Here is a 24,851-nt window from a genome sequence, read left to right as displayed (position 1 = left end):
AGACTAGTTCTTTGAAATAAAACTGTCGGTATTAACATGCGTACTCTTTACCATCTATGGTTGTCTCCGGGTTGCCGAAAAATACGAGTAGCTATGTCGGAAAAAAAACTTCAATTCGACATGAGGCTTGAAAAAGTGTGGGAGCGACGAGAAGATTTTGTGGCTATGAATCCGGCGTGCGATGTGCCTGTACTGGAGGAACCTGGGCACAAAATCATATGCGATTCTTACGCGCTAGCTGAATACCTCGACGACAAATATCCAGAACCCCAGCTTTATGGAGACACTGCTGAAGCTAGCGCTGAGGTCCGTCGTTTGGTCTCTTGGTTTGACGGTAAATTTCAAAGCGAAGTCACCACTAATTTGGTGGACGAGAAGATTTTGAAACGATTTTTAAAAATGGGTGAGCCGAACTCTCAGGCAATACGGGCGGGCTCTACCAACATTCATTATCACCTTGACTACATCGGATGGCTGATTGAAGAGCGTCAGTGGCTGGCTGGTGATAGGTTTAGTTATGCAGATATATCGGCAGCAGCGCATCTCTCTTGCGTTGACTACTTGGGCGATGTGCCATGGGAAGAGCACCGTCCGGCGAAAGAGTGGTATGCGAGGATGAAATCACGTCCAAGCTTTCGCGAGATTCTCGGCGATCATATACCAGGCTACCCACCACCCGAGTATTATGCCGATCCAGATTTTTGAGCAAAAAAGCTATAAGAGGTAAAGTTTATTACGATGCCTTCTGCGATGGTGTTAAAAGTTTGACAGAAAAACTCCACGCCGAAATATTTGTCCGGTCTTAGGCCAATTCTTATCTCATTTGAGCAGCGCAATAGATTGGAAGGTTTTTGCTGGAGTGCACCCGCATAATAGGCGCGCATGCCACCAACAGAAAAATTCGTGGTGAAATTGCGGCTGGTAAGAAGATAGTGACGTAAAAGCGATATGATTTGTTGGCAGCGTTGTACAGATAGAACTATTTTTGATACGAGAACTTTTTAAAAATATAGAGGGTGTTTGGATGGCAAAGAATCTAAAAAAGCAGGCATGAGCAATAAAAAAAAGCGTCTTTTTTGTTTTGGGTTTGGCTACTGTGCCCTTGCCTTGATGAAACCACTCCGGGATGCGGGTTGGCAAATAGCGGGCACTTATCGTTCAAAGGGGTCATTGTCGTCCCTGACTGAGGAGGGCGTTGAAGCTTACTTGTTCGACGGGACTACACCGATGTGTCCATTACCAAGCGCATTGCTAGATGCAAGTCATGTCTTGGTTTCAGCCCCACCAACGGCTCGCGGAGATCCTGTCCTTACCTATCATGGCGATGACTTGGCCCAACTTAAAAAGCTTGCCTGGGTAGGCTATCTATCCACCACTGGCGTTTACGGTGACTGGAAAGGGGGTTGGGTTGATGAAAGCTCAGAATTAAAAACAATTAATGAACGCGGCAAACATAGAATAAAAGCAGAGAATGAGTGGTTAAAGCTTTGGGAACAATTTGGTGTGCCTGTGCACATTTTTCGCCTTGCAGGGATTTATGGGCCAGGACGCAACGCGATCGAGACTGTAAGGACAGGCCGTGCACGTCGAATTAAGAAGCGGGGACAGGTGTTTAGTCGTATTCATGTGGACGATATTTCGCAGGTGCTTGCTGCATCGATTTCAATGCCACACCCTAGTCGAATATATAACGTATGCGACAATGAAGCGGCTCCACCGCAAGACGTGATCTCTTATGCTTGCTATTTGTTAGGAGTTGAACCTCCCCCGCTTATTCCTTTCGAGGGGGCCGGCCTGTCCCCAATGGCACGCAGCTTTTATTCGGAAAACAAGCGGGTTTCCAACTTAAGAATTAGTAAGGAGTTAGGGGTTCAACTTAAATGGCCCGACTACAGGTTGGGCCTTAAAAGCCTTTTGAAGTCGCCAAAAATGAGCTGACCAAGCTCAGAAGGAGTGCAGTATCTTTGGGTCTCGATAATCTGTGGTCTCCATCCTTTATGAGATTTATATGTACGTCGTCTGAAATTAAAGCTGCTGCAATTTCCAAAGACAATTCCCACGGCACTGCATCATCCCTCATTCCATGAAGGATTCTGACGGGCCCTTGAAAATTGATAGGGCCAGGCAAGAGGAGATGGAGTTCGCCTTCGTCCAGTAGTTTTTTCGTGATTGGATAACCTTGGGCATCATATTTGGATGGACGCATCCACGCTCCCGTCTCAGAAAGTTCGCGTTTGGCCTCTGCGCTTAAGTTCGAAAGAGCACGTTTTGTCATGTCAACTGCTGGCGCGATACCTATGATGCCAGCGACTTTTTCAGGGCGGGCATTAGCGGCAAGGAATGAAATCCAACCACCCATAGAGGATCCTACCAAAAGCTGGGGTCCATCCGTTACCGAATCGAGGATTGAAATTGTGTCTTTTAGCCAATCTCCAATGGTTAAATCTCTGAAGTTACCTCCAGACTTACCGTGACCACGATAGTCGAACCTTGTAAATTGCTGCCCTTGGCTTTGGCACCAATCCTCTATTGAAGTTGCTTTCTTTCCAGTCATGTTGGAACGAAAACCAGTACAAAAAAGTACTCCTGGTTCGTCCCCAGCCGAATGGTGATAGGCAAGGTGGGTGCCATCGATACAAGCAAGACTTGCTGGCTCATTGACCATGTGGGATATCCTTTCCAGACTTCAACTTTATTAAAATTATAGAACGCCCCTTTTAGTATGACAGAAATTGAAAATACCACCCCAATTAAGTCTCGGCCTGTTATTTTGCAAGTTTTACCTTCTTTGGAAACTGGGGGAGCGGAAAAAGGCTGTATCGATGTTGCGAAGGCGATTACAGAGTCAGGTGGTATTGCGCTTGTGGCATCTAGCGGCGGCAAAATGGTGCGCGATTTAGACCGTGCTGGAGTGCATCACATCAACATGCCGGTAAATACTAAGAATCCTTTACGCATGCATATGAACGTTAATAAATTGATATCTGTCATCAGAGATTTTAACGTGGATATCGTGCATGCTAGAAGTCGCGCGCCGGCTTGGAGTTGTTACAAGGCATGCAATGCCACAAAAACCCATTTTATAACAACTTTTCACGGAACATATAATATTTCATCAGGTCTAAAGCGACACTACAATTCGATTATGACACGAGGCGAGCCAGTTATTGCCATCTCAAGGTTTATCGCTGAACATATGAAGAACGAGTATCAGGTCAATTCGGAGAGGATAAGACTTATTTACAGAGGAGTAGATATTGAGTCTTATAACCCTTCGGCAGTAACAGCTGGTCGTATAGTGCAATTGGCTGAAAAGTGGCGCCTTACAGATGGCGTTCCGGTAATTATTTTGCCGGGTCGACTTACTAGATGGAAAGGGCAGTCAGTGCTGATCAAGGCACTGGCCGAGCTTGGAGAAATGGAGTTTAGATGTCTTTTGGTTGGGGACGACCAAGGCCGTTCCGGTTATCGTCAGGAACTGATATCGCTGGTTAAAAAGCTTCGGCTTGGCAGTAAGGTACATTTTGTTGGTCACTGTGACGATATGCCTGCTGCATACATGTTGGCTGATGTTGTCATCTCGGCATCAACGGATCCGGAAGCATTTGGGCGTGTGATGGTGGAGGGTCAGGCCCTTGGTAAACCCGTTATTGGAGCTGACCATGGCGCTAGTCGAGAACTTATTTTGCCTAACGAAACTGGGTGGTTGGTGCCTCCGAATAAAACTAGTGCGTTGGCTAGCATGCTGAAGCATGTACTGTCACTTGATACTCCATTCCGGGAGGAGCTAGCTTCGCGTGCGATTTCCAATGTAAGGGCCAATTTCACCCGCGCTCAAATGTGTGCAAAAACAGTCGATGTTTATTATGAGGTCCTCGGTTGACCCCACAAATGCAAAAGTTTTTACAAAGGGCTAACTTCAAGGGTTTCGAGAAAGTCTGTCGTGTAGCGAGAATGCCGTGAGTTGCGACAACCGAGAGCACGTATTGGTAATAAAGCTCGGAGCACTTGGCGATTTTGTTCAGGCTTTAGGACCCTTCCAAGCAATACGGCAGCATCACCGGTCCGCTCACATTACCCTTTTGACAACTTCGAGGTTCTCAGGCATCGGAGCTGCTAGTGGTTTTTTTGATGAAATCTTTACTAATGTGCCGTCTGCGTGGTGGCATTTTGGTGAAAGATTGAGACTTAGCGGGTTCCTTAATAGTAGTAGGTTTACGCGAGTTTATGATTTGCAAACTTCTAGGCGCAGCAGTACATTTTTAAGGATGTTCCAAGGATTTAAGCCAGAATGGTCGGGTATCGCTAAAGGTTGTTCTCATCATCACGATAACCCTAGCCGTGATCTTATGCACACAATCGAGCGTCAAAAAGAACAATTACACATAGCAGGTATCTTAAACGTGCCGGCACCCAATCTCGAATGGTTGGACGCAGATGTTGATCATTTTTCACTTAATGGTGATTTTGTTTTGATCGTTCCCGGTGGTTCAGCTCGCCGACTGAAAAAGCGTTGGCCCGTCCATAAATACATCGATCTTGCTAATAATCTACTTCTTTGCGGCCTGCTGCCGGTCTTGTTGGGAGGGGAGGATGAAAAAGATGTCTTGGATTCTATTCATCTTGGCTGCAGTCGAGCGCGTAATCTTTGTGCTAAGACCAACCTTTTTGAGGTAGCTGGGCTAGCCCGACGAGCGGTGGGGGCGATAGGAAATGATACAGGGCCTATGCACATTACTGCAGCTGTCGGATGCCCATCCGTGGTCCTATATTCTGCTGATTCTAATCCCGGTTTATGTGGTCAACGCGGAGAGGCAGTTAAGATTATCCGAAGGACGTCGCTGGTTGACTTGGATAGTAAAGATGTGATTTGCGGCTTGAAAGACGTCAAAGGGCGTTGACCTCGTTGAGCAAAACGGCGAAAAGACTCACAGCGTAAATTCTGAACTAGAAAATGAGTGTTATGGGTAGGGTTGTTAATATTGTGTTGCCGGATGGCACTAAGAAAGTTTTTGAAGCTCCAACAACTGGGGCTGAAGTGGCATTGTCAATCGGACCGGGGTTGGCTAAATCGGCTATCGCAGTAATTGTGGATGGTGTTGAGTGGGATTTAACCCGGCGGATCGAGCAAGACTCAAGTGTTTCTATCATAACTAGAGACTCTGACGCGGCGTTGCCACTGCTTCGTCATGATTGTGCTCATGTTTTAGCTGAGGCAGTGCAGGAGATATGGCCTGATGTGCAAGTCACGATAGGTCCGCCTATTGAAGATGGATTTTATTATGACTTTGATCGTGAGACACCGTTTACGCCGGACGATCTCGTAAAAATCGAGGAGCGCATGGCTGAAATTGTTGACCGTGATGAAGCATTTTCACGGGAGGTTTGGGAGCGGGAAAGGGCCATTAAATTTTTCAAAGAAAAGCGGGAATATTATAAAGCAGAAATAATAGAGAATCTGCCAGCTGATGAGGAAATCACCATCTATCGCCAAGGTGATTGGCTAGATCTGTGTCGCGGACCACATTCACAATCAACTGGTAAAATTGGTAAGGCCTTCAAGTTGACCAAGCTTGCAGGTGCATATTGGCGTGGAGATTCACGTAATGCACAGCTTCAGCGTATATATGGTACGTGCTGGCGCACCGAAAAAGAGTTGAAGACCCACCTTCTTCGGCTGGAAGAAGCTGAAAAGCGAGACCACCGTAAGCTAGGGCGTGCAATGGATTTATTTCATCTGCATGAGCAGGCTCCAGGGTCTATTTTTTGGCATGCGAAGGGTTGGTCACTATTTCAGGCTCTTATCGATTATATGCGAAAACGGCAAACCAGCGCAGGGTATTTAGAAATCAATACCCCAGATATTATGGAACGAAGTCTCTGGGAACAATCTGGCCATTGGGAGAAATTCGGCGAAAATATGTTCACCACTGAAGCAAGAGAGGATCGTATTTTTGCCTTAAAACCTATGAATTGTCCAGGCGGTGTTCAGGTTTATAAACAGGGTATAAAAAGTTACCGAGACTTGCCCCAACGCATCTCCGAGTTTGGCAAAGTGCACCGCTATGAACCATCTGGTGCTCTTCACGGTCTAATGCGCGTCCGTGCTTTTACCCAAGATGACGCGCATATATTCTGTACAGAGGAACAAATCACCCAAGAGTGCTGCACAGTATGTCGACTTATTTTAGATATATATCACGATTTTGGGTTTACAGATGTACGCATTAAGTTCTCAGATAGGCCAGCAATTCGTATTGGATCTGATGCCATTTGGGATAAATCTGAGGCAGCTTTGAAAGCAGCGGTTGAAGCGACAGGCCTAGTTTGTGTAACCAATCCAGGAGAAGGAGCATTCTACGGGCCAAAACTTGAGTTTGTTTTGCGTGATGCTATCGGTCGTGATTGGCAGTGCGGCACTTTGCAGGTTGACCTTAATCTTCCAGGTCGCCTTGGGGCAACCTATATCGGGGCTGATGGTGAAAAACATACTCCAGTGATGCTACATAGGGCTTTGTTTGGTTCTCTCGAGCGTTTCATTGGTATATTACTAGAGCACTATTCTGGGATTCTGCCCCTTTGGTTAGCGCCAGTGCAACTTGTTATAACTACTATAACGAGTGACGCAGACGACTATGCAGCCAAGGTTCTAGAGATTTGTGAGGCGAATGGACTTCGTGCTGAGGCTGATACTCGAAACGAGAAGATTAATTATAAAATCCGTGAACATTCACATGCTAAAGTGCCTATATTGTATGTGATAGGCAAGAGAGAGGCAGAAGAGGGTACAGTTGCAATTCGACGACTAGGTGGAAAACAGCAAGAAGTTCTTGCGCTTACTGACGCGATAACTAGACTTACAAAAGAAGCCTTACCTCCGCATGCCAGTTAAATCATTTGGACGTTACTTTTGAAGGCACTAGTAGCAAAGACGGATGCAAGGTACATACGCGAGAAAGTACAGCCTGATCAACGACTGAGGAGGATAGTTCTATAGCAAGACGACCAATATTGAGCCCGCCGGTCAAGGAAGGACCAAAGGCTAATGAACAAATTGAAGCTGCAGAAGTTCGACTTATTGATGCGGAAGGGGGGCAGGTAGGCGTAGTTGGTATTAGCGAAGCTATCTCTATGGCCGCAGACTCGGGACTAGATCTCGTTGAAGTTTCTCCTAATGTATCGCCACCTGTGTGCAAGATCCTTGACTTGGGTAAATTTAAATACGAAGCACAAAAGAAAAAGAGTGAGGCTCGAAAAAAGCAGAAGATAATTGAACTTAAGGAGATAAAGTTTCGCCCCAACATCGAACAGCACGATTATGACGTCAAGATGCGTGCAATGAGACGGTTCCTTGATGATGGTGATAAGGTTAAGGTAACCCTAAGGTTCCGCGGGCGTGAAATGGTGCATCAACATTTAGGTATGAATGTCCTAAAGAGAGTGCGAGATGAGATGGATGGAGCAGCAAAAGTCGAGCAGATGCCTCAACTTGAGGGGCGCCAGATGACCATGATTTTAGTTCCGCGGTAGATGTCGTTGATGGTATTTTAAGCTGACTGGAAGCAGAAACTCTGTATGAAGCAAACTGCAAGCTTATAGCAATTGTTAGAACTTTAATGTTCCTCTCTCTTGGTGCTTTAGTTTGCCGGTGGCTTCCTGAATTCTTTTATTGGCGTCACCAGCCGAATAGGACTCGGCAAAAACATCGATACCAGCTTCTATGGCCTTCTGAAGAAAACTATTTTCCCATTTCCGCATGAGTTTCTTTTGTAAACGTATACCGGTAGGTCCGTTGGAAGCGAGTTTTTTTGGACATTCTTCGATGGCACCGTCAAGTATTTCCGCGGGCACTACCTTCTCAATGAGGCCCCAATCTTCGGCAGTGTGTGCATCTATTGCATCGCCCCGATAAAGAAGCCAAGATGTTCGGCCCCAGCCAATCAGGCGGGGTAACAACGCTGCCTCTACTATTGATGGAATATCTAACTCTACTTCCGGCATAGAGAATTTTGCGTTGTCGGCACAAATGCGGAGATCGCATCCTGCTGCGAGTTCTAGTCCAGCAGATATGTACGCCCGTGCTTTATTCGGGTCAAAACCACTGAGCTCCTTGAGGTCGGCTCCTGCACAAAACGCTCCTTTTCCAGCATTTTCCTAGACTATAACCCGAAGACTTCTATTGTTAGTAAGGGCACAAAAAGCATATCTAATTTCGTTTATCACATCGCAAGAAAGGCAATTTGCCCGGGCTGCATTATCGAAGGTTACAAAAGCGATCTGTCTAGTGTCAGAATATTGAAAGTTTGTACTTACCAGTTTACGTTCATACATTTTGTAATTCCCATTCTGCTTGCACGTTTCCAATTCGGGCGTTATAAGGCCGCTTCTTATATAAGAGCGTTATGGCAAAACGATAACAGGCTTTCTGGGTATGCCTGTTTAGTGAAAAAAATCTAGCTGCTAGGAGAAAAAAATGCCCAAGTTGAAGAACAAATCGAGTGCGAAAAAGCGCTTTCGCCTAACTGCAACGGGGCGGGTGCGATTTAACAGCGCAAAACTTAGACACATGCTGCGTCGACGTTCGCAAAAAATGAAGCGTACAAATAGAGGTACGCAGATTATGAGCAAATCGGACTCCCGTATTGTAAAGCGCAATTTTTTGCGCAATAGTTAGGCTGAGATAGAAGGAAACATCTGAAATGGCACGTGTAAAACGCGGTGTGACAAAGCACGCCCGGCACAAAAAGGTTGTTGATCGTGCGAAAGGTGCTCGCGGGCGGCAAAAAAATACATTCCGTGCGGCGAAGCAAAGGGTTGATAAAAATCTCCAGTACGCTTATCGCGACCGTCGTCGAAAGAAGCGCATATTTCGAGGTCTCTGGATTCAGCGCATCAACGCTGCATCGCGTGAACACGGCATGACATACTCACAGTTTGTTAACGGTATAAAAAAAGCTGGAATTGAGATCGATAGAAAAGTACTTGCTGATTTGGCGGTTCGTGAGCCACTTACTTTCAAGGCGCTGGCTGAACAGGCTCAGGCTGCATTGCCTTAAGTGTCAGTTTACTCGTGATCGCCGGCCAATGAGGCCGTGAAGGATTTCGATGACCAATGATCTAGACCAACTTCGCGATAAATTGCTAGCGAGCATAGATGAAGCTTCAGATTTAGCGGCTCTGGAAACCGTTCGTATTGGAGCCCTTGGCAAAAAGGGTACCATCTCGCAGCGCATGCAGGGTTTGGGGAGATTGCCGGCCAGTGATCGCAAGACCTTAGGCCAAAATCTAAATCTGGTTAAAAGCTCCATTGCTGAAGCAATTGATACTAAGAGAATTCTGTTAGAAGCTGCCCAACTGGACGCCAAGCTTTCAGACGAATCGATAGATGTGTCACTTCCAGTCCGTACAGCCGAACTAGGGCGCTTACACCCTATCACGCAAACAATTGACGAAGCTGTAGCAATATTAGGGGAGATGGGCTTCGTGGTCGCTGAGGGTCCAGAAATAGAGGACGATTTCCATAACTTCACTGCACTCAATATCCCACCTGAACACCCGGCGCGGCAGATGCATGATACATTTTATTTGCCGGAGAAAGAAGACGGCGGACGGCCGGTGTTGCGTACTCATACTTCGCCCGTACAGATACGAACGCTGGAGTCGGTTAAGCCGCCATTGCGCGTGATAGCGCCCGGTCGAACATACCGGTGTGATTCAGACATGACGCACACGCCCATGTTTCATCAGATTGAAGGATTAGTAATCGATAAAGAGACTCATTTCGGACACCTGAAGGGGTGTCTCTTGAATTTTCTTGCTGCATTTTTTGAGGTGGAAGAATTACCCCTTCGGTTTAGACCGAGTTTTTTTCCCTTCACTGAGCCGTCGGCAGAGGTAGACATTGGATGTTCACGCGATGGAGGAGAGATTCAAATTGGCGGGGGTGATGATTGGCTGGAGATCCTGGGGTGCGGAATGGTACACAACAACGTACTCTCTGCATGCGGTATTGACCCAGATGAATATCAAGGGTTTGCTTTCGGCTTAGGAGTGGAACGAATGGCCATGCTTAAATATGGAATTCCCGACATTCGGACTTTCTTCGAGGCTGATCTCCGTTGGCTCAAGCATCACGGGTTTATGCCTCTGGAGACACCAAGCCTTGTCCGTGGATTGAGCTGATGAAATTTACTTTGTCGTGGTTGAAGGATCACCTAGATACGTTAGCTTCCCTCGATGAAATTTCTGAGCGTCTCACAATGCTTGGTCTTGAGGTGGAGAGCATTGTAGATAGGGGTGATGCCTTGTCGGAATTTAGGAGTGCGTACGTGGTTTCAGCGGAGCCACATCCAAACGCTGACCGGCTTCAGGTATGTACCGTATCGACAGTTGATGCTGATTTTCAGGTGGTGTGTGGAGCGCCTAATGCTCGTGCCGGAATGAAGGGCGTGTTTGCGCAAGAAGGTGCATATATTCCTGGCCTCGGAATAAAGCTCAAAAGAGCAAAGATACGCGGTGTGGAATCGTGTGGTATGCTTTTGAGTGAAAAAGAGCTCGAAATCTCAGAAGAGCACTCTGGCATTATAGAATTACCTGATGATACTGAGATCGGTGTGCCATTTGCTAAGGTCGCGGGCTTGGATGATCCCATTATTGAAATAGCGATTACACCGAATAGAGGCGACTGTCTCGGAGTACGTGGCATAGCTCGTGATCTCGCCGCCGCCGGTCTTGGTATATTAAAGCCCTATGGTGGAGAAAAAATAAACGGAAGTTTTAAGTGTCCGATTCATTGGCAGCGAGATTTTCCCGAGGGTGGTGGGAACGCAAGCCCGATAGTAGTCGGTCGGTGTTTCAGGGGAGTCGTTAACGGGCCCAGCCCGAAATGGTTGCAGGACAGGTTAAATGCTGTAGGGCTCCGGCCAATTTCCCGTTTAGTTGATATAAGTAACTACATTTCATACGATCTTGGCCGCCCAATGCATATTTTCGATAGTGGGAAGTTGACGGGTGATCTCACAATGCGGTTTGCCGAAAAGGGTGAAAAAATTACTGCGCTTGATGAGAACGTCTATGAGTTGGACGATACCATCACAGTAATTTCAGATGAGGTAGGCGTGCAGAGCATTGGGGGACTGATGGGTGGGCTTAGCTCTGGGTGTACGGAATCCACCACTGAAGTTTTTTTAGAGGTTGCACTATTTGACCCAGTCCGCACAGCAACTGCGGGGCGCAAACTCGGGATCGAATCAGACGCACGATATCGTTTTGAGCGCGGCGTTGATGCGCAGTCGGTTATTTGGGGGACTGAGGCCGCTAGTAGCATGATTTTGAGTTTGTGCGGAGGTGAGGCTAGTGAGTTGACCATAGCCGGTGCTATCCCGAGAGACCCGCCAGCCATCTCATTGCGAGTTGGTCGCCTGAAAAGTTTTGGAGGAATTTCAATCACAGCATCAGAGACTTCTAAGATTCTCAAGTCACTTGGGTTTGTTGTGTCAGGGAAAGGCAAAATATTGGAGGTCACTCCACCCAGCTGGCGTCCCGATATAGAGGGTGAAAACTGTTTGATTGAAGAAGTTCTTCGTATCTATGGGTATGACAAAGTTTTATCTGTGCCCTTGGAGCGTGAAACGGTCTTGCCGCGCCCCATACTTACCTATCGTCAACGTCATTCCGCACTTGCAAAACGCTCGCTTGCAGCCCGCGGAATGATGGAGGTTGTGACGTGGTCGTTCTTGTCATCCGATCATGCCTCTCTATTTGGCGGGGGGCACTCTGGCCTGCGGATAGACAACCCTATAAGTTCCGACCTCGATGAGATGCGCCCGTCTTTGTTAGCAAATCTTATAGGCGCGGCTAGGCGAAATTCAGATAGGGGGTTTCCGGATCTCGCATTTTTCGAACATGGTCCCACTTTTCACGATAACACCCCGGATGGCCAGAAATTGGTGATTGGTGGTTTGCGTCATGGAAACTTTATTCGACGTCACTGGTGTGAACGGTCCCGGCCCGCGGATGCCTTTGATGTAAAGGCTGATGCATTAGCGGTTCTAGAGGCTTGTGGAGTACCTGTAGGAAATCTTCTGACAAGCACCGAGGTGCCTAAGTGGTATCACCCTGGTCGGGCAGGAACTCTTTGTCTCGGCCGGACAAATTTGGCGCAATTCGGCGAAATCCATCCCATTGTATTGCGAGAGATGGATCTTTCAGGCCCAGCAGCGGGATTTGAGATTTTTCTTGATACGCTACCTTTGTCTAAAATTGCATCGAAAAAAAAACGGCCACCGTTAATCTTATCATCGTTTCAGGCGGTCACCCGTGATTTGGCTTTTGTAGTTAATATTGATACTCCAGCAGCTGACGTAGCCCGGGCAGCACAGCGAGCAGACAAACAGCTTATTACCCGGGTCGAGGTGTTTGACATTTTTGAAGGGGACAGCTTGGGGAAAAAGAAAAAATCGGTGGCATTGCAGGTATCGTTGCAGCCTCAGCAACAAACATTCACTGACAAAGAAATCGACATAATAACGGATAAAATCATCTTCTTTGTCAACAAACAAACTGGTGCTGTGCTGAGGTCTTGATTAATTGCTAACGCAGGGCGAATGCATTGATCCCTTTTTGTGTCGGTCTGTTTTTCGATGGGTGAAGAAAAACGTTGTTGAATGCCAGGATATCAAATCATTGAACCCGTATTGAACTTTTTATTCTGGGGGAGGGTTTTGGAGAAGGGTCAAATTAATTTCCATTTCCTTACCTGCTCCGAAGCAGTTATCAGATGAGACCTTAACTCTTTGGACGTGAATGGTTAAATCAGCGAGCCTGGAAATTTAAAATAGTGGCTGAGGCATAGGGCACGAAATGGCCCAAAAAGGTAAAAGCAAGAAATCTTACGTGATCCCCTGCTCGTCCGGCCTGCGTGACGCTGTTGCAGCGTTAGCCGAGGTAAATGGGGTAAACACTGCGGATATAGCCCGGTCTGTAATGTTAGTTGTTCCCAATACGGTTATTCAGTCTTATCCAGACCCGGGAGAACCTTTGCCGAATGACAGAGAAGAGGTTATTCTCAAAACTGGGCCCAACGCTGGTAAGCCTTGGCGGCGAAAGCCAAGATTACAGGTTCGGCTTCCCGCTGGTTATAAAATTATTGATATCAGAAGAGCACTTGGGCTGGCCTTGGCACTCAATGCCGGCAGCTTGGAGGTTATTTTGAAAGATATTAATCATCCGCGCATCGAGGACCGTTTAGAAGCAGCGGAGGTGAATATAAAGAGATTGAGGAGTGCACTTAGTGTAATTTCATATCAACCAATAAAGCGTGGGGTTGAAACGAAGGCGGATGCGCTTTATGTGCTCGGATTTCATCCTCACTCGAGACCAACTCGAGCCGATATTAAGGATCGTTTCAGAATGCTCGCACAAATTTATCACCCAGACGCAATATTTGGAGATACTTACCGGATGAGTCAGCTGAATGCTGCAATCTCATTTTTACGCAAGCGAATATCCTGATTTTTCAAATATGAAAAGGATTGGAAGATATGTCTGACATTTCTCGGGCGACCGAAGATAAGTTGCAAACTTTATTCCCGGGAGGACGCATGACAAAGAATGCCCTTCCGTCTGATGTAAATTTCGTGATTTGTGAAGGGAAAGGTTCCCGTGTTCTTGGAACCGACGGAAGATGGCGAATTGATTATGTGTGTGGTGCTGGGGCCTTAATACTCGGTCACGCGCACACTGCCATTGTTGCCGCTCTTCAGGAACAGTCCACCAAGGGGACGCATTTTTTTGGCTTAGTTAATGACAAGGCACTTTCTCTTGCCGAAGAAATGATTAAGGCGGTCCCTTGCGCTGAAAGGGTAATTTTTACCACAACGGGTTCCGAGTCTACCTACTACGCTATGCGGTTAGCACGTGCACACACTGGACGTGATCTCATATTAAAATTCGAAGGTGGATACCACGGCAACCATGATTATTCGAATCTAAGTGTGACGCCACAGGCGGCATCTAATTATCCGGGAGGGCAGCCAGATGCACTTGGAATTCCAAGAGGTGTGCAGGAGACAATAATAGTCGCCCCATTCAATGACATTGATGCTGCGGCAAGAATAATAAAAGAGCATAAGGACCACTTAGCGGCTGTTATGTTGGAACCGGTGCAGCGAGTGATTTTTCCTAGGAGCGGGTTTTTAGCAGGCCTAAAAAATCTTTGTGATGAGGCCAATGTTCTTCTTATTTTTGATGAAGTGGTAACAGGCTTTCGGCTTGCTTACGGCGGTGCACAGGAGGCTTATGGGGTAACACCAGACATTGCTTGTTATGGCAAGGTGATGGGCGGTGGCATGGCGCTCGGTGCAGTAGCAGGACGGGAGGATATTTTGCTCAATGGAAACCCCGGTGTCACGGGAGATAGTAAGGGCATAGCCATCAGTGGCACTCTACACGGAAACCCCTTAAGTGCGGCGGCAGGATTAGCTTGTTTGCAGACATTAAAGGACCTTAACCCGTATGATGATCTGCGCGCAAAGGGTGATGCCTTGCGTTCGGCATTTCAAGAGATTTTGGATCAGCATGGACTTGGAATAAGGGTTATAGGAAGCGAGTCTTGGTGGCAGTTTTTTTCAGGGTCCCATGAGCCCTTCGATTACGCGGATTTTTTAGCATCTGATATGTCAAAGACAGAAATGCTAGATCTTGCGCTTAGCCGTGAAGGAGTATTTGTGATGCCAAATACGAGGCGTTTCATCTCCGTGGCGCATACAAATGAAGATTTAGAAGAAAGTGTTTTAGCGTTAGATGCAGCGTGTCGCGCCATTACAAGTGGATAGAGTGGTGGAGTCGAGCACCCATCATGCTTAGAATTAAATACTCGCATTAGTCGGGAAAGGGTCAGTAGCTGCGGCTTCCAGTAAAAATTCGGTTCCGATATAGGAATTTGTTAGAGGATCTTCTGAAATCCTTACTTGACTTACACTTTGATAGGCAAAACAATAGATACCTGCGGCAAATTCATCAGCCTAAGGGAGGGTTGCCGGTGGATTTTATCGAGGACAAACGGACTGTTAATTAAAAAAGTCAGTATCATCGGTGTATTCATCTTTTGCCATGATGGCGAAGGGCCTGCCCGCGGTAGTTTTAGGGAGGCATAAATATGTCTTTACGTAAGATCATGGCCGCCGCCGCTTTGGGCGGAGGCCTCGCTATGGCACCAATTGCGGTGTCAGCTGCTGACTTCAGCGGCAAAACCGTAACTATTATCGTTCCCTTTAAAGAGGGTGGCGGTGCAAGCCGTTACGGTCGTACCTGGCAACCATTTCTACAACAATATCTGCCAGGAAATCCCAAGGTTGTTGTGCTCAACAAGCCAGGTGGTAGCTCAATCCTTGGTGCGAACTATTTCCAGAAGCAAAAAGGTGACGGTCTTACTCTTCTAACCGTCTCGACATCGACTTTGACCAGCTTTCTTTTTGGTGGAAACAAAGTCAAATATGATCCTAATAGCTGGAAGATAGTTATCGCGAACCCCTTAGGGACTGCATTCTATGCCCGGTCAGACCAGACTGGGATCAAGAATAAAGGTGCTAAGGCTGATGTCATGGCTCTCCGGAAAGCGAACCTCGTTTTCGGTGCCAAAAATAAAACCTCGGCCGAACTTCGTGCCTTTTTGGCCTTTGACCTTCTTGGATATTTTCCTAAGCCAGTTTTTGGTCTTTCGACAGGTAAACAGCGCAAGGCAATATTGCGCGGTGAGCTTAACATCAACTATGACAGTGCCGCCAAATACAACAAATCTGTCACGAAGTGGGTCAAGAAGGGCACCGTTACTCCCCTCATGAACCTTGGCCTACTTTTGCCGTCAGGCGAAGTTGTTAAAGATCCATATCTAGGTGATGAAACACCAAGTGTGGCTGAAGCTTACGAAGCCGTTAACGGTAAAAAGCCATCTGGTGTTCATTGGGAAGTTATGAAGAACTTTATCGCAATGGGCGTCAGTGCGTCGAAATCAATGGCTTTGCCGGGAGATACACCGAAGGATATTTATGACATCTATGTTGCTACCTTTAAGAAAATCTACAAGGACCCAAAGTTCTTAGATTTCATAAAAAAGGACATGGGTAAATATCCACATTCATTTGGTGGAGATGCTCAGAACATCATTAAGTTTGCGACTAGTATGACTCCCGAGGGTAAAAAGTGGATGAATGCTTGGTTGGTGAAAAAATTCGGTAAATAAACTGGTAACGGGGACCGGCTAATTTGGTTTAGAGCCGGTCCCACCTTTTTTAAATTTTGTTTACACATCTAGACGCCGTTGAATTAATAATAGGAAATCGTTTTCAATAAGTCGCTAATTGGGAGGGTGGTCCGATTTCAATAGAGCAAGCCGCGCTGGCAGCGTTATCGCAGATATTTACCTTTAGTCACGTTGCAGCCCTAGCGGGGGGCGTATTTTTAGGTTTATCGGTTGGTATCCTACCCGGTCTTGGGGGAACTGCGGGGCTATCTCTTATTCTGCCGTTTTTGTTCGGCGTTGAACCCTCCCTAGCGCTTGCTATGATGATTGGTCTTCAATCAGTGACAGCAACATCCGATACATTCCCCTCTGTTTTGATGGGCATTCCAGGCACTGCTAGTTCTCAAGCAACAGTTATGGACGGCTTCCCGATGTCTAAGCGAGGTGAAGCGGCAAGAGCGCTGTCGGCAGCATTCATTTCATCGATGTTTGGTGGAATATTCGGTGCAATAGTCCTCTCAGTTGCTGTTTTCTTTGCAATCCCATTAATACTTGCTATGGGCTTCTCCGAGCAATTGATGCTCATCGTACTCGCCCTTACCATGATAGGCATGCTTACCGGGACCAGTGTAATGAAAGGTCTTGCTGCATGCGTTCTTGGCCTTGCCCTTGCAGTTTTGGGGCCTGCCCCAATGACCGCCGAACTTAGATTAGGTTTTCTCGACTTTGGCAGTGGCTATCTTCTTGATACTGTAAAATTGGTGGTGGTCGGCCTCGCTATGTTTGCCCTCCCCGAGATCGTTGACTTGTTGCGGCGGAATTTGACCATTTCCAAAAGTGGAGTGCTTGGGTCTAAAGGAGGCTGGTTTCGTGGTGTCAAAGACTGGCTCCAGAATTGGTGGCTGTCATTGCGCTGTGCATCTATCGGCTGTCTGGTAGGTGCGTTGCCGGGTCTGGGTGGTTCGGTTATTGATTGGATTGCTTATGGCCATGCCATTCAATCCACAGATCGTAAAGATGATTATGGCACGGGTGACGTGCGCGGTGTTATTGCTCCAGAGTCTGCTAACAATGCGAAAGAGGGTGGAGCACTTGTACCCACGCTCCTATTCGGGATCCCTGGATCTGGCTCTATGGCGATACTGCTTGGTGGTTTCGTCCTGATAGGAATTGAGCCGGGCGTTGAGATGGTCACTGAACAGCTTGATCTTGTTTATGTTATGATCTGGTCCGTTGGTCTCGCAAATGTGATTGGAGCGGGAACATGCGTGTTTTTCGCAAACCAAATCGCAAAGCTTACGACACTTCGTTATTCTTTGGTCGCACCCTTTATGTTTGGTTTAATATTCTTTGCTGCTTTCCAAGCGACACGGCATTGGGGCGACTTAGTACTATTGATGGTGTTAGGCACACTCGGCGTCTACATGAAACGTTTCGGATGGCCACGGCCAGCTTTGCTAATAGGTTTTGTACTTGCTGATAAGGTGGAGAAAGGGGTTTATTTAACCTACACGGTGCACGGGGTTAACATGTTTACAAAGCCGATCGTGATTGTTTTGATTGTGTTAACCATAGCTTCTATTATTGCCGCAGCGCGATTTAAGCCCAAAGCACCAAATATGACCGAAACTAGTCCCCACACACACCTGCAGAAAAGCCCACAACTTATTTTTTATTGGATATTGATGATTTGTCTGACTGTTATGTTTGTTGATGGCTTACAAAAACCGGAGCTCACAAAGCTGTTCCCTGTCTTCACATTCTGGTTGGCAATGATATTCATGGTGCCATTAGGCTTTAAACTTCATCGAGCCAAACAACCCAGCAAAGATCTTTACGACAATGAAAGAGAATCGCCGCCTGAAACAGATGGCTTTGTTTCCCGTTCTGCGGAACATTATCTTATGTGGTTATTAGGAATGCTGGCTGTCTCCGCTGTATTTGGCTTTGAGATTGGAGTGGGACTTTTCATTTACTCTTTTGTGAGAGTGAAAGCTGAGCTGTCCCACGCAAAGAGTATTCTTTGCGGATTAGTATTTATCGCATTCCTTGGCTTATTGGCGAATTATCTAACGCTTGAGTATCCGAAAGGCTTTATTCAGAATTACCTATTTGATTACGGGCTAGATTCTCTCTGGAGAGGTTAATTAGGACTCAGTATTTCTTAAACGGGCCCTGTTTCGCTTGCGCATTTGTAATTGGTTGCGGGTCAGGACTCTTGCTATAAAAGCGCATAAATTTGAACGTGGTTCGACAACGTAAAAAAGGTGTCCCGGAATGTCCATCGAAGAAGCCGTAATTACAGCGTTTGCTAGGTTATTTACTCTGGGGCATTTACTTGCTCTTTGCGGTGGGGTTTTCCTCGGGCTTGTAGTTGGCATACTGCCAGGTCTTGGTGGTGTTGCTGGTTTGTCGCTTATTCTACCATTTCTTTTTGGGGCTGATCCATCTATCGCGCTAGCAATGATGATAGGCCTTCAATCTGTTACCGCAACCTCAGATACATTTCCGTCTGTGTTGATGGGCATACCAGGCACCTCAAGTTCACAGGCTACCGTTATGGATGGTTTCCCTATGTCAAAAAAGGGCGAGGCGGCACGCGCCCTTTCGGCGGCTTTTGTATCGTCGATGTATGGTGGTATTTTCGGAGCATTGGTATTATCGGTGGCTGTTTTTTATGCCATACCCTTGATTCTAGCGATGGGATTTTCGGAACAATTGATGCTAATTGTTTTGGCGCTCACCATGATTGGTATGCTCACAGGTGACAATGCTTGGAAAGGGCTTTTCGCATGCGTGATGGGTTTTATGGTAAAAATTATAGGTCCGGCACCCATGACGGCAGAGCTTCGACTTGATTTTCTTGATCTTGATACTGGGTATTTTCTCGATAATGTGAAGTTGGTAATCGTTGGTCTCGGCATGTTCGCAATGCCCGAGATAATCGATTTATTACGCCGAAGCCAAACTATCTCGAAGTCAGGTGACCTGAGGGCACAAGGTGGATGGGTGCAGGGTGTCAAAGATTGGGCACAAAATTGGTGGCTCTCAACTCGTTGCTGTGTAATTGGTTGCATAGTTGGAGCAATGCCGGGTTTAGGCGGTTCGGTAGTCGATTGGATTGCGTATGGTCATGCTATACAAACAACCGACCGTAAAGACGATTACGGCACTGGCGATGTCCGTGGCGTGATTGCACCAGAGTCAGCAAATAACGCTAAAGAAGGTGGAGCGTTGGTGCCAACACTGTTATTTGGCATTCCAGGCTCTGGGAGCATGGCCATCTTGATAGGTGGTTTCGTTCTGATAGGCATTGAGCCTGGTGTAGAAATGGTAACGGAGCAGCTTGATCTAGTGTATGTAATGATCTGGTCCGTAGCGCTCGCTAACGTTTTTGGTGCTGGCTTTTGTGTGTTTTTTGCAAACCAGATCGCATTATTGACGACTATTCGTTATTCCTTAATCGCGCCATTCATGATGGGATTAATTTATTTTGCTGCGTTTCAGGCAACCCGTCATTGGGGTGATCTTCTGATGTTATTTATTGTAGGCACCCTTGGCGTTTACATGAAGCGTTTTGGTTGGCCGCGCCCTGCTTTGCTGATTGGGTTTGTTTTATCTAAGCAGGTCGAGCAGGGTGTTTACGAGACATATACCGTCTACGGGTTTTCCTTCTTCGAACGACCAATCGTGATTGTTATGGTCATCCTGATACTGCTCTCGGTACTAGCCTGCATCAGATATAAGCCTCGCCCGGTAAATCTTGCTGAAGACGGTCCGTATACCCACAAAAATAAAGCGCCACAGTTAGTTTTTTATGGTGTTTTGGTGGCGTGGGTCGTGATGATGTTCGTAAATAGCTTATATAAAGAGGATTTAACGCGTTTTTATCCTCAATTTGTAACTGTTTTAGCATTGGCATTGCTGCTTCCTCTGGGCTTACAAATAGCCTTCGGTAAAAAGCCAGCAACACATTTCTATGACTCGGAACTTGAAGATTTCGGTGATCACGAAGATAAACGAACGAACGAATATCATCTGCTTTGGCTTGTTGGCATGCTTGCTTTGTGTGCTGTGTTCGGATTTGAGATTGGGGTTGCAATTTATATATACCTATTCACTAAGTTGAAGGCTGAGCGGACTCACTTGGGAGCCTTGATTTGTGCGTTATCATTTACGGTTTTCTTGGGTGTCCTCGCGTATTATTTGACCCTAGAATATCCAAAAGGATTTCTCCAAAATTTCGTAAATATTGGCCTTGATAGGCTGTGGCGTGGCTAATTTATTTCTACCACCTGAGTTTTTTTAAGGGTATTTTTTCCAGATTAGCTGTTTAGGTTACGCCGTTGATCGTGGATGTGGTTTTTCATAGATGTATTCATGTGGCAAAAATTAAATATGCTCAGATATTTGTCATATTTTTTTGTCGTGATGAGCCAATCTTTCTCGAAATCCGAAACCCAACATTAAAACTCCAGTTAGAACCACTATGGCTGTGAGACCATAACCTACACTATAATTGAAGAGGTCAAGGGCAGCCCCCATAGCTAGAGGCCCTATACATGCACCTGTGTGCATACTCATATGTGTGTAGCCAAGCGCTGATCCTATCCTTTTGGGTTCGACTGCCTCCACTGTCATGGCTTGTATCAGAGGAGGATAGGAGGCAATCGTGGCCCCAAGAATAACTGATATGCATATGCCAAACCAAGCTGGCGCACCTGCATAAGAAATTAGGGAGCATGCAGAAAAACATATTACCGAGAGGGAGCATATCACTAGGCAGAGGGCCTTTTTCCGGCTTTGCAAGAAAAAATCACTCGCAAACCCCCAGAAAGGTCGCGCGAAAGCGCTCACGGCCTGGACACCGCTGTAGATGACTCCGGCAGCCTCTTGACCAAAGCTCAGTACTTTCGTGAGAAACGCCGTTAGGAAAGTAAAGAAATTATATTGGCCGAAATTGAACGCCATTGTGGATAGAACATACCGATTAAACTGTCGATCTGATGCAAGTACTTTGAGTTCACCAAATACGCTTTGCTGTTCTTCTACGTCTTCGGTTTTGTTCAGAGATGGAGGTAATAGAAGACAAAGTCCGACGCCAACAAACGTTAAGGCAGAAATAATAAGCATTACAGTCTGCCAATGCAGGTTCCAACCGGATGCCTCAACACTATGAGACACTGCTAGGCCACCGAGTAAACCGGCCATGATGCCGCCTAGCGGCACGCCGGTTTGCTTAATTCCCATTGCTGTAGCCCGACGATTTGCGGGGAAACACAAAAAAACACCTTTAGTTGTAGCAGGATTAATGGCGGAATACCCCCAGCCCATCATAAAAAGGGAGATGTAAGCCACAAAAATATTCTCCGCAAATGAAACTAAAACCGCCGCTGAGAATAAAATCGCAAAGCCAACGAGAAGGCCATTTCGTACTCCAATACGATCAATCATATTGCCGTTGGGAATTGAGGATACTGCTTGCCCAATACTGTACCATGTTATAAGTGCTGCAATGGCGGTGTATGGGGCTTGATAGTAAGTTTTAATTACAGGTACCATTACAGTGACAGTAGTTGAATGAACTGTGCCTACGAGGTGAGCCAGAACAAAAACAACTAGAGGTAACCTCCAACCAGCTTGGTCGGCATCAGCGCTTTTTAATTTCATTTTGCTCAATGATACATTGGCCCCGACATCCCTATTTAATGTCTGGCGGCAAAACCGCTACTTGATCAAAGGGGTGTCTTTTAGTGATCAGACCGCAATAAGAAAAAACATCTAAGGCGCGCTCATATGATTCTGATGATATTTCCACTGATGGATGCCAATTCCCGAGACCTTTATAGGCCTTGAGACAATCGATTAGTGCCGTTTGGCTTATTCCATTGAAACAGTCATTCTCCATGCGTGCAATATCTTCAGCAGGTGTTTCTATACAATAGCTGCGGGCTTTACGATAGGCGATCATGAAAGACTTAGCTTCATCAGTAGAAAACCACTCCGGTAATGCTGCCAAGCTAGAGAAGGCAACGGGGCCAATTACTTCACCAACAGAGGCAACCACATATCCCACATCTTCGGCTTCTAGTTGTTGTGGCGTAGGACCTTGAAAATGTGCGTAATCTGCTCTGCCAGCACGAAAGCCAGCTTCCATTGTATCCGTATTTCCCAAGTCGATTGCTTCGATGGAGTCAAAGTTTAACTTCGACAGGTGACAGGCAAAGCGAAACATCGCCATAGGCTGTGCACCATGGTCCACAATTACTTTTTTCCCGTTGAGTTTATCCCATGTAAAACTAGGGTCCGGCTCTTTGGCAACGATGAAAAATCCATCCTTAATATTTATTTGCGCAAAATGCCGCACCGGTGACATTTCGCCCTTCTCGAGCGGAGCCCAACTTGCGGAAACTGCCGATTGTGTTACTTCGACGGTTCCATCGGCAATCATATCAAATACCGACTTGCGTGCATTCGCAATATGATATTCGGGCTCTAAACCTTCTTCCCTTAAAAAACCGCCCGTAATTGTTGCTATTAGAGGGCTATAAAATGCTGAATACCGACTGAACCCTATATTAATTTTTTTCACCGTATTCTCCCAAAAACCTTATATACCCCCATCTAAGGGTTCTCACAGAAAGTCGCTATATTTCTCAAAGCAGATACGTGTAATTTTTATAAAGATACAAACCACAGACCGATGCGATACTTATTTGCCAAAGCCTAGCCTTTCATTTGTCGGCATGGGATTAATGAGACAAACTATTCTGAGTTAATTTGCAAGGCCCGCCAATACTTGCAAGGTATATAGCGTATAAGATTAACCATGCAGCTAACATTTATTTGGAGGCATAATAGAACCACCCCACGGTCCTACTATAGGCTGCGAAGATATTAAACAGGGCGGTCGCCCTCGACCATCATGCGATAGAGTTTTCGGAATTGTGACATGTCATAATCCTTGGTTGCTTGGTGCATCGTTTGGCGATTGTCCCAAATAACCATGTCGCCCAAGACCCACTTGTGTCGATAAATGAACTTTTCCTGGCTCGCAAACTTTATAAGCTTTTTCAGTAAGGTCTGGCTCTCTCCAATTTCCATTCCTTCAAATTTTTCGATACGTATAGGATTGACATAAATTGCTTTTTTGCCGGTTTCTGGGTGTGTTCGCGCGACAGGGTGAGCAACATCTGGTGAGCGGGCCTCTTCTTCTTTAGTACGTTTTGGAAGTTTTCTGGGCGCGAAACGGCTGTTATAGGTATGGATTGCTTTAAGTGGGTCAATTAAAGATTTTACGTCCTCAGGTAAACACTCATAGGCAGCTTGACAGTTACAAAACATGGTATCCCCGCCATGGGCAGGGAGAGATACACCATAAAGGGCGGTAGCCTTTGCTGGAATCTCGTCATTTGAGTGATCAGTATGCCACGTGTGTCCACGGATCAGAACTTTCCCATCACCCGCTTCGTCTCGATCGCGATTAGTAACAACACCTATTTCAGGGGTGTCTTCATATAAATACTGTTGCAACAGTTGATATTTGGCTTTACCAAAAAGTAGAACCGCATCTCTAAACTGAGGTCGGCTAAGGGTCTGGTTGCGAAAAACTAAAACTAGATTTTCGGCAAGAGCCTTATTGAGCATTTCTTTGGTCCCCGCCCCGACGGCTTGAGTTAGGTCGAGACCTATGACCTCTGCACCAATAGTATTTGTAAGTTTGTTAATTTTAATCTTCATGTTCTTACCTCACTCTGGCTTTATACCCTTGAGAATGATTCGATGCATAAGGCGTTCCTCGCATAAATCGTAATTATGATCAACGCGGTGCATGGTCTGACGATTATCCCAGATGATCACATCTCCTTGTTGCCATCTATGAGCATAAACAAGATTTTCTTTGGTGGAGTGGTGTATCAAGCGTTCCAATAGCTCAGAACTCTCATCGGGATCCATTCCTATAAAGCGTTTTATTCGAAGGGGGTTAAGGTAGATCGACTTGGATCCATTTATATCGTGGGTTCGCACAACTGGATGTACTATGTTTAAATTTCGTTCCTCAGCATCCGTTAGTGTTTCCGCATTGCGTTCATTTTTTGTCATTATATTCCGGCTCTCCCGATAGGCATGTATTGCCTCTAGTCCGTTGATACGATCTTTAAGTTTGTCCGGTAACGTGTCATAAGCGTGTCTCATATTCGCAAACCAGGTATCTCCACCCCGTTTTGGAAGTTTAACTCCATGAAGTAATGTGGCTTTCGGTGGTTCAGGTTGAAAGGAATGATCTGTATGCCATTCTTTACCTAGTAATTTTGGGTTTCCCGCATCAGTTTTTTCTTGATTTGACACGTAGGATACCATTGGGCAGCCAGGTACTTTATATTGCGAGAGCTTTTGGATTGTCGGCTGCCCAAGCTGTTTAGCGGCTGCAAGAAATTGTTTCGCGTTAAGCCTCTGATTACGAAAGACCAGAATATTGTTTTCGACGAATGCATCATTTAATTTGGTTTTAATTGAGGGACTCAAAGTGTCCTGCAAATCAAGACCTTTCACCTCGGCGCCCAAGTTTTTCGAAAGCTTATATATTTCAAATGTCATTCTTTCTCTCCCT

At 46.2% G+C, this 24,851-nt stretch carries 21 protein-coding genes; 15 read left to right on the top strand and 6 right to left on the bottom strand.

The features are described from left to right. Positions 1-36 precede the first annotated feature (36 nt). On the top strand, positions 37-705 hold the full coding sequence (locus VX941_03910; GenBank protein ID MEE2932551.1) for a glutathione S-transferase family protein: 669 nt from the start codon (positions 37-39) through the stop codon (positions 703-705). 345 nt (positions 706-1,050) lie between these two features. Then, complete coding sequence (locus VX941_03905) at positions 1,051-1,938, top strand: SDR family oxidoreductase (GenBank protein MEE2932550.1); 888 nt, start codon at positions 1,051-1,053, stop codon at positions 1,936-1,938. Here VX941_03905 and VX941_03900 read toward each other — a convergent pair. Beyond that, positions 1,904-2,665 carry an alpha/beta fold hydrolase gene (locus VX941_03900; protein MEE2932549.1) on the bottom strand — a complete coding sequence of 254 codons (762 nt, stop codon included), beginning with the start codon at positions 2,663-2,665 and terminating at the stop codon, positions 1,904-1,906. The two genes, VX941_03905 and VX941_03900, sit on opposite strands and share 35 nt — an antisense overlap. Positions 2,666-2,722: 57 nt before the next feature. On the opposite strand from VX941_03900, the gene VX941_03895 reads away from it, so the two are divergent. The 4 genes from VX941_03895 to infC all read left to right on the top strand — a co-directional run bounded on the left by VX941_03895 (position 2,723) and on the right by infC (position 7,530). Next, entirely contained in the window at positions 2,723-3,883 is a 1,161-nt protein-coding gene (locus VX941_03895) for a glycosyltransferase family 4 protein (GenBank protein MEE2932548.1), read from the top strand. 76 nt (positions 3,884-3,959) lie between these two features. Further along, positions 3,960-4,901 carry a glycosyltransferase family 9 protein gene (locus tag VX941_03890; GenBank protein MEE2932547.1) on the top strand — a complete coding sequence of 314 codons (942 nt, stop codon included), beginning with the start codon at positions 3,960-3,962 and terminating at the stop codon, positions 4,899-4,901. Between the two features lie 62 nt (positions 4,902-4,963). Continuing rightward, positions 4,964-6,892, top strand: coding sequence for a threonine--tRNA ligase (thrS, locus tag VX941_03885; GenBank protein ID MEE2932546.1), 1,929 nt, complete (start codon positions 4,964-4,966; stop codon positions 6,890-6,892). A 116-nt stretch (positions 6,893-7,008) separates the two neighbouring features. Next, the gene (gene infC / locus VX941_03880; GenBank protein ID MEE2932545.1) at positions 7,009-7,530 is read left to right on the top strand and encodes a translation initiation factor IF-3; all 522 of its coding nucleotides are present in this window, start codon (positions 7,009-7,011) and stop codon (positions 7,528-7,530) included. A gap of 75 nt (positions 7,531-7,605) precedes the next feature. On the opposite strand, the gene VX941_03875 is transcribed toward infC, so the two are convergent. Continuing rightward, positions 7,606-8,070, bottom strand: coding sequence for an enoyl-CoA hydratase-related protein (locus VX941_03875; protein MEE2932544.1), 465 nt, complete (start codon positions 8,068-8,070; stop codon positions 7,606-7,608). 403 nt (positions 8,071-8,473) lie between these two features. Here VX941_03875 and rpmI point away from each other — a divergent pair, with 403 nt between their 5' ends. From rpmI to VX941_03830, 9 genes are all read left to right on the top strand, one after another. After that, positions 8,474-8,674 carry a 50S ribosomal protein L35 gene (gene rpmI, locus VX941_03870; GenBank protein MEE2932543.1) on the top strand — a complete coding sequence of 67 codons (201 nt, stop codon included), beginning with the start codon at positions 8,474-8,476 and terminating at the stop codon, positions 8,672-8,674. A gap of 25 nt (positions 8,675-8,699) precedes the next feature. Next, on the top strand, positions 8,700-9,056 hold the full coding sequence (gene rplT / locus VX941_03865) for a 50S ribosomal protein L20 (GenBank protein ID MEE2932542.1): 357 nt from the start codon (positions 8,700-8,702) through the stop codon (positions 9,054-9,056). 49 nt (positions 9,057-9,105) lie between these two features. Continuing rightward, entirely contained in the window at positions 9,106-10,182 is a 1,077-nt protein-coding gene (pheS, locus tag VX941_03860) for a phenylalanine--tRNA ligase subunit alpha (protein MEE2932541.1), read from the top strand. Further along, on the top strand, positions 10,182-12,584 hold the full coding sequence (gene pheT / locus VX941_03855) for a phenylalanine--tRNA ligase subunit beta (protein ID MEE2932540.1): 2,403 nt from the start codon (positions 10,182-10,184) through the stop codon (positions 12,582-12,584). The genes pheS and pheT overlap by 1 nt, the downstream gene beginning before the upstream one ends. 277 nt (positions 12,585-12,861) lie before the next feature. After that, entirely contained in the window at positions 12,862-13,512 is a 651-nt protein-coding gene (locus tag VX941_03850) for a J domain-containing protein (GenBank protein ID MEE2932539.1), read from the top strand. Between the two features lie 29 nt (positions 13,513-13,541). After that, the gene (locus VX941_03845) at positions 13,542-14,834 is read left to right on the top strand and encodes an aspartate aminotransferase family protein (GenBank protein MEE2932538.1); all 1,293 of its coding nucleotides are present in this window, start codon (positions 13,542-13,544) and stop codon (positions 14,832-14,834) included. A 323-nt stretch (positions 14,835-15,157) separates the two neighbouring features. After that, positions 15,158-16,240, top strand: coding sequence for a hypothetical protein (locus VX941_03840; protein ID MEE2932537.1), 1,083 nt, complete (start codon positions 15,158-15,160; stop codon positions 16,238-16,240). A 134-nt stretch (positions 16,241-16,374) separates the two neighbouring features. Beyond that, a complete protein-coding gene (locus VX941_03835) occupies positions 16,375-18,387 on the top strand; it encodes a tripartite tricarboxylate transporter permease (GenBank protein MEE2932536.1) in 2,013 nt (670 codons plus the stop codon). A 130-nt stretch (positions 18,388-18,517) separates the two neighbouring features. Next, the gene (locus tag VX941_03830) at positions 18,518-20,521 is read left to right on the top strand and encodes a tripartite tricarboxylate transporter permease (GenBank protein MEE2932535.1); all 2,004 of its coding nucleotides are present in this window, start codon (positions 18,518-18,520) and stop codon (positions 20,519-20,521) included. Between the two features lie 132 nt (positions 20,522-20,653). Here VX941_03830 and VX941_03825 read toward each other — a convergent pair whose 3' ends face one another. The 4 genes from VX941_03825 to VX941_03810 all read right to left on the bottom strand — a co-directional run bounded on the left by VX941_03825 (position 20,654) and on the right by VX941_03810 (position 24,838). Then, a complete protein-coding gene (locus tag VX941_03825) occupies positions 20,654-21,910 on the bottom strand; it encodes an MFS transporter (protein ID MEE2932534.1) in 1,257 nt (418 codons plus the stop codon). Between the two features lie 31 nt (positions 21,911-21,941). Next, positions 21,942-22,832 carry an ABC transporter substrate-binding protein gene (locus VX941_03820; GenBank protein ID MEE2932533.1) on the bottom strand — a complete coding sequence of 297 codons (891 nt, stop codon included), beginning with the start codon at positions 22,830-22,832 and terminating at the stop codon, positions 21,942-21,944. Between the two features lie 305 nt (positions 22,833-23,137). After that, on the bottom strand, positions 23,138-23,980 hold the full coding sequence (locus VX941_03815) for a TauD/TfdA family dioxygenase (GenBank protein ID MEE2932532.1): 843 nt from the start codon (positions 23,978-23,980) through the stop codon (positions 23,138-23,140). 9 nt (positions 23,981-23,989) lie between these two features. Beyond that, positions 23,990-24,838, bottom strand: coding sequence for a TauD/TfdA family dioxygenase (locus VX941_03810; GenBank protein MEE2932531.1), 849 nt, complete (start codon positions 24,836-24,838; stop codon positions 23,990-23,992). Between the last annotated feature and the right edge of the window lie 13 nt (positions 24,839-24,851).

The organism is Pseudomonadota bacterium (genome assembly GCA_036339585.1).
Taxonomy (GTDB): Bacteria; Pseudomonadota; Alphaproteobacteria; order UBA8366; family UBA8366; genus UBA8366.
This window is presented reverse-complemented; position numbering and strand designations above follow the sequence as displayed.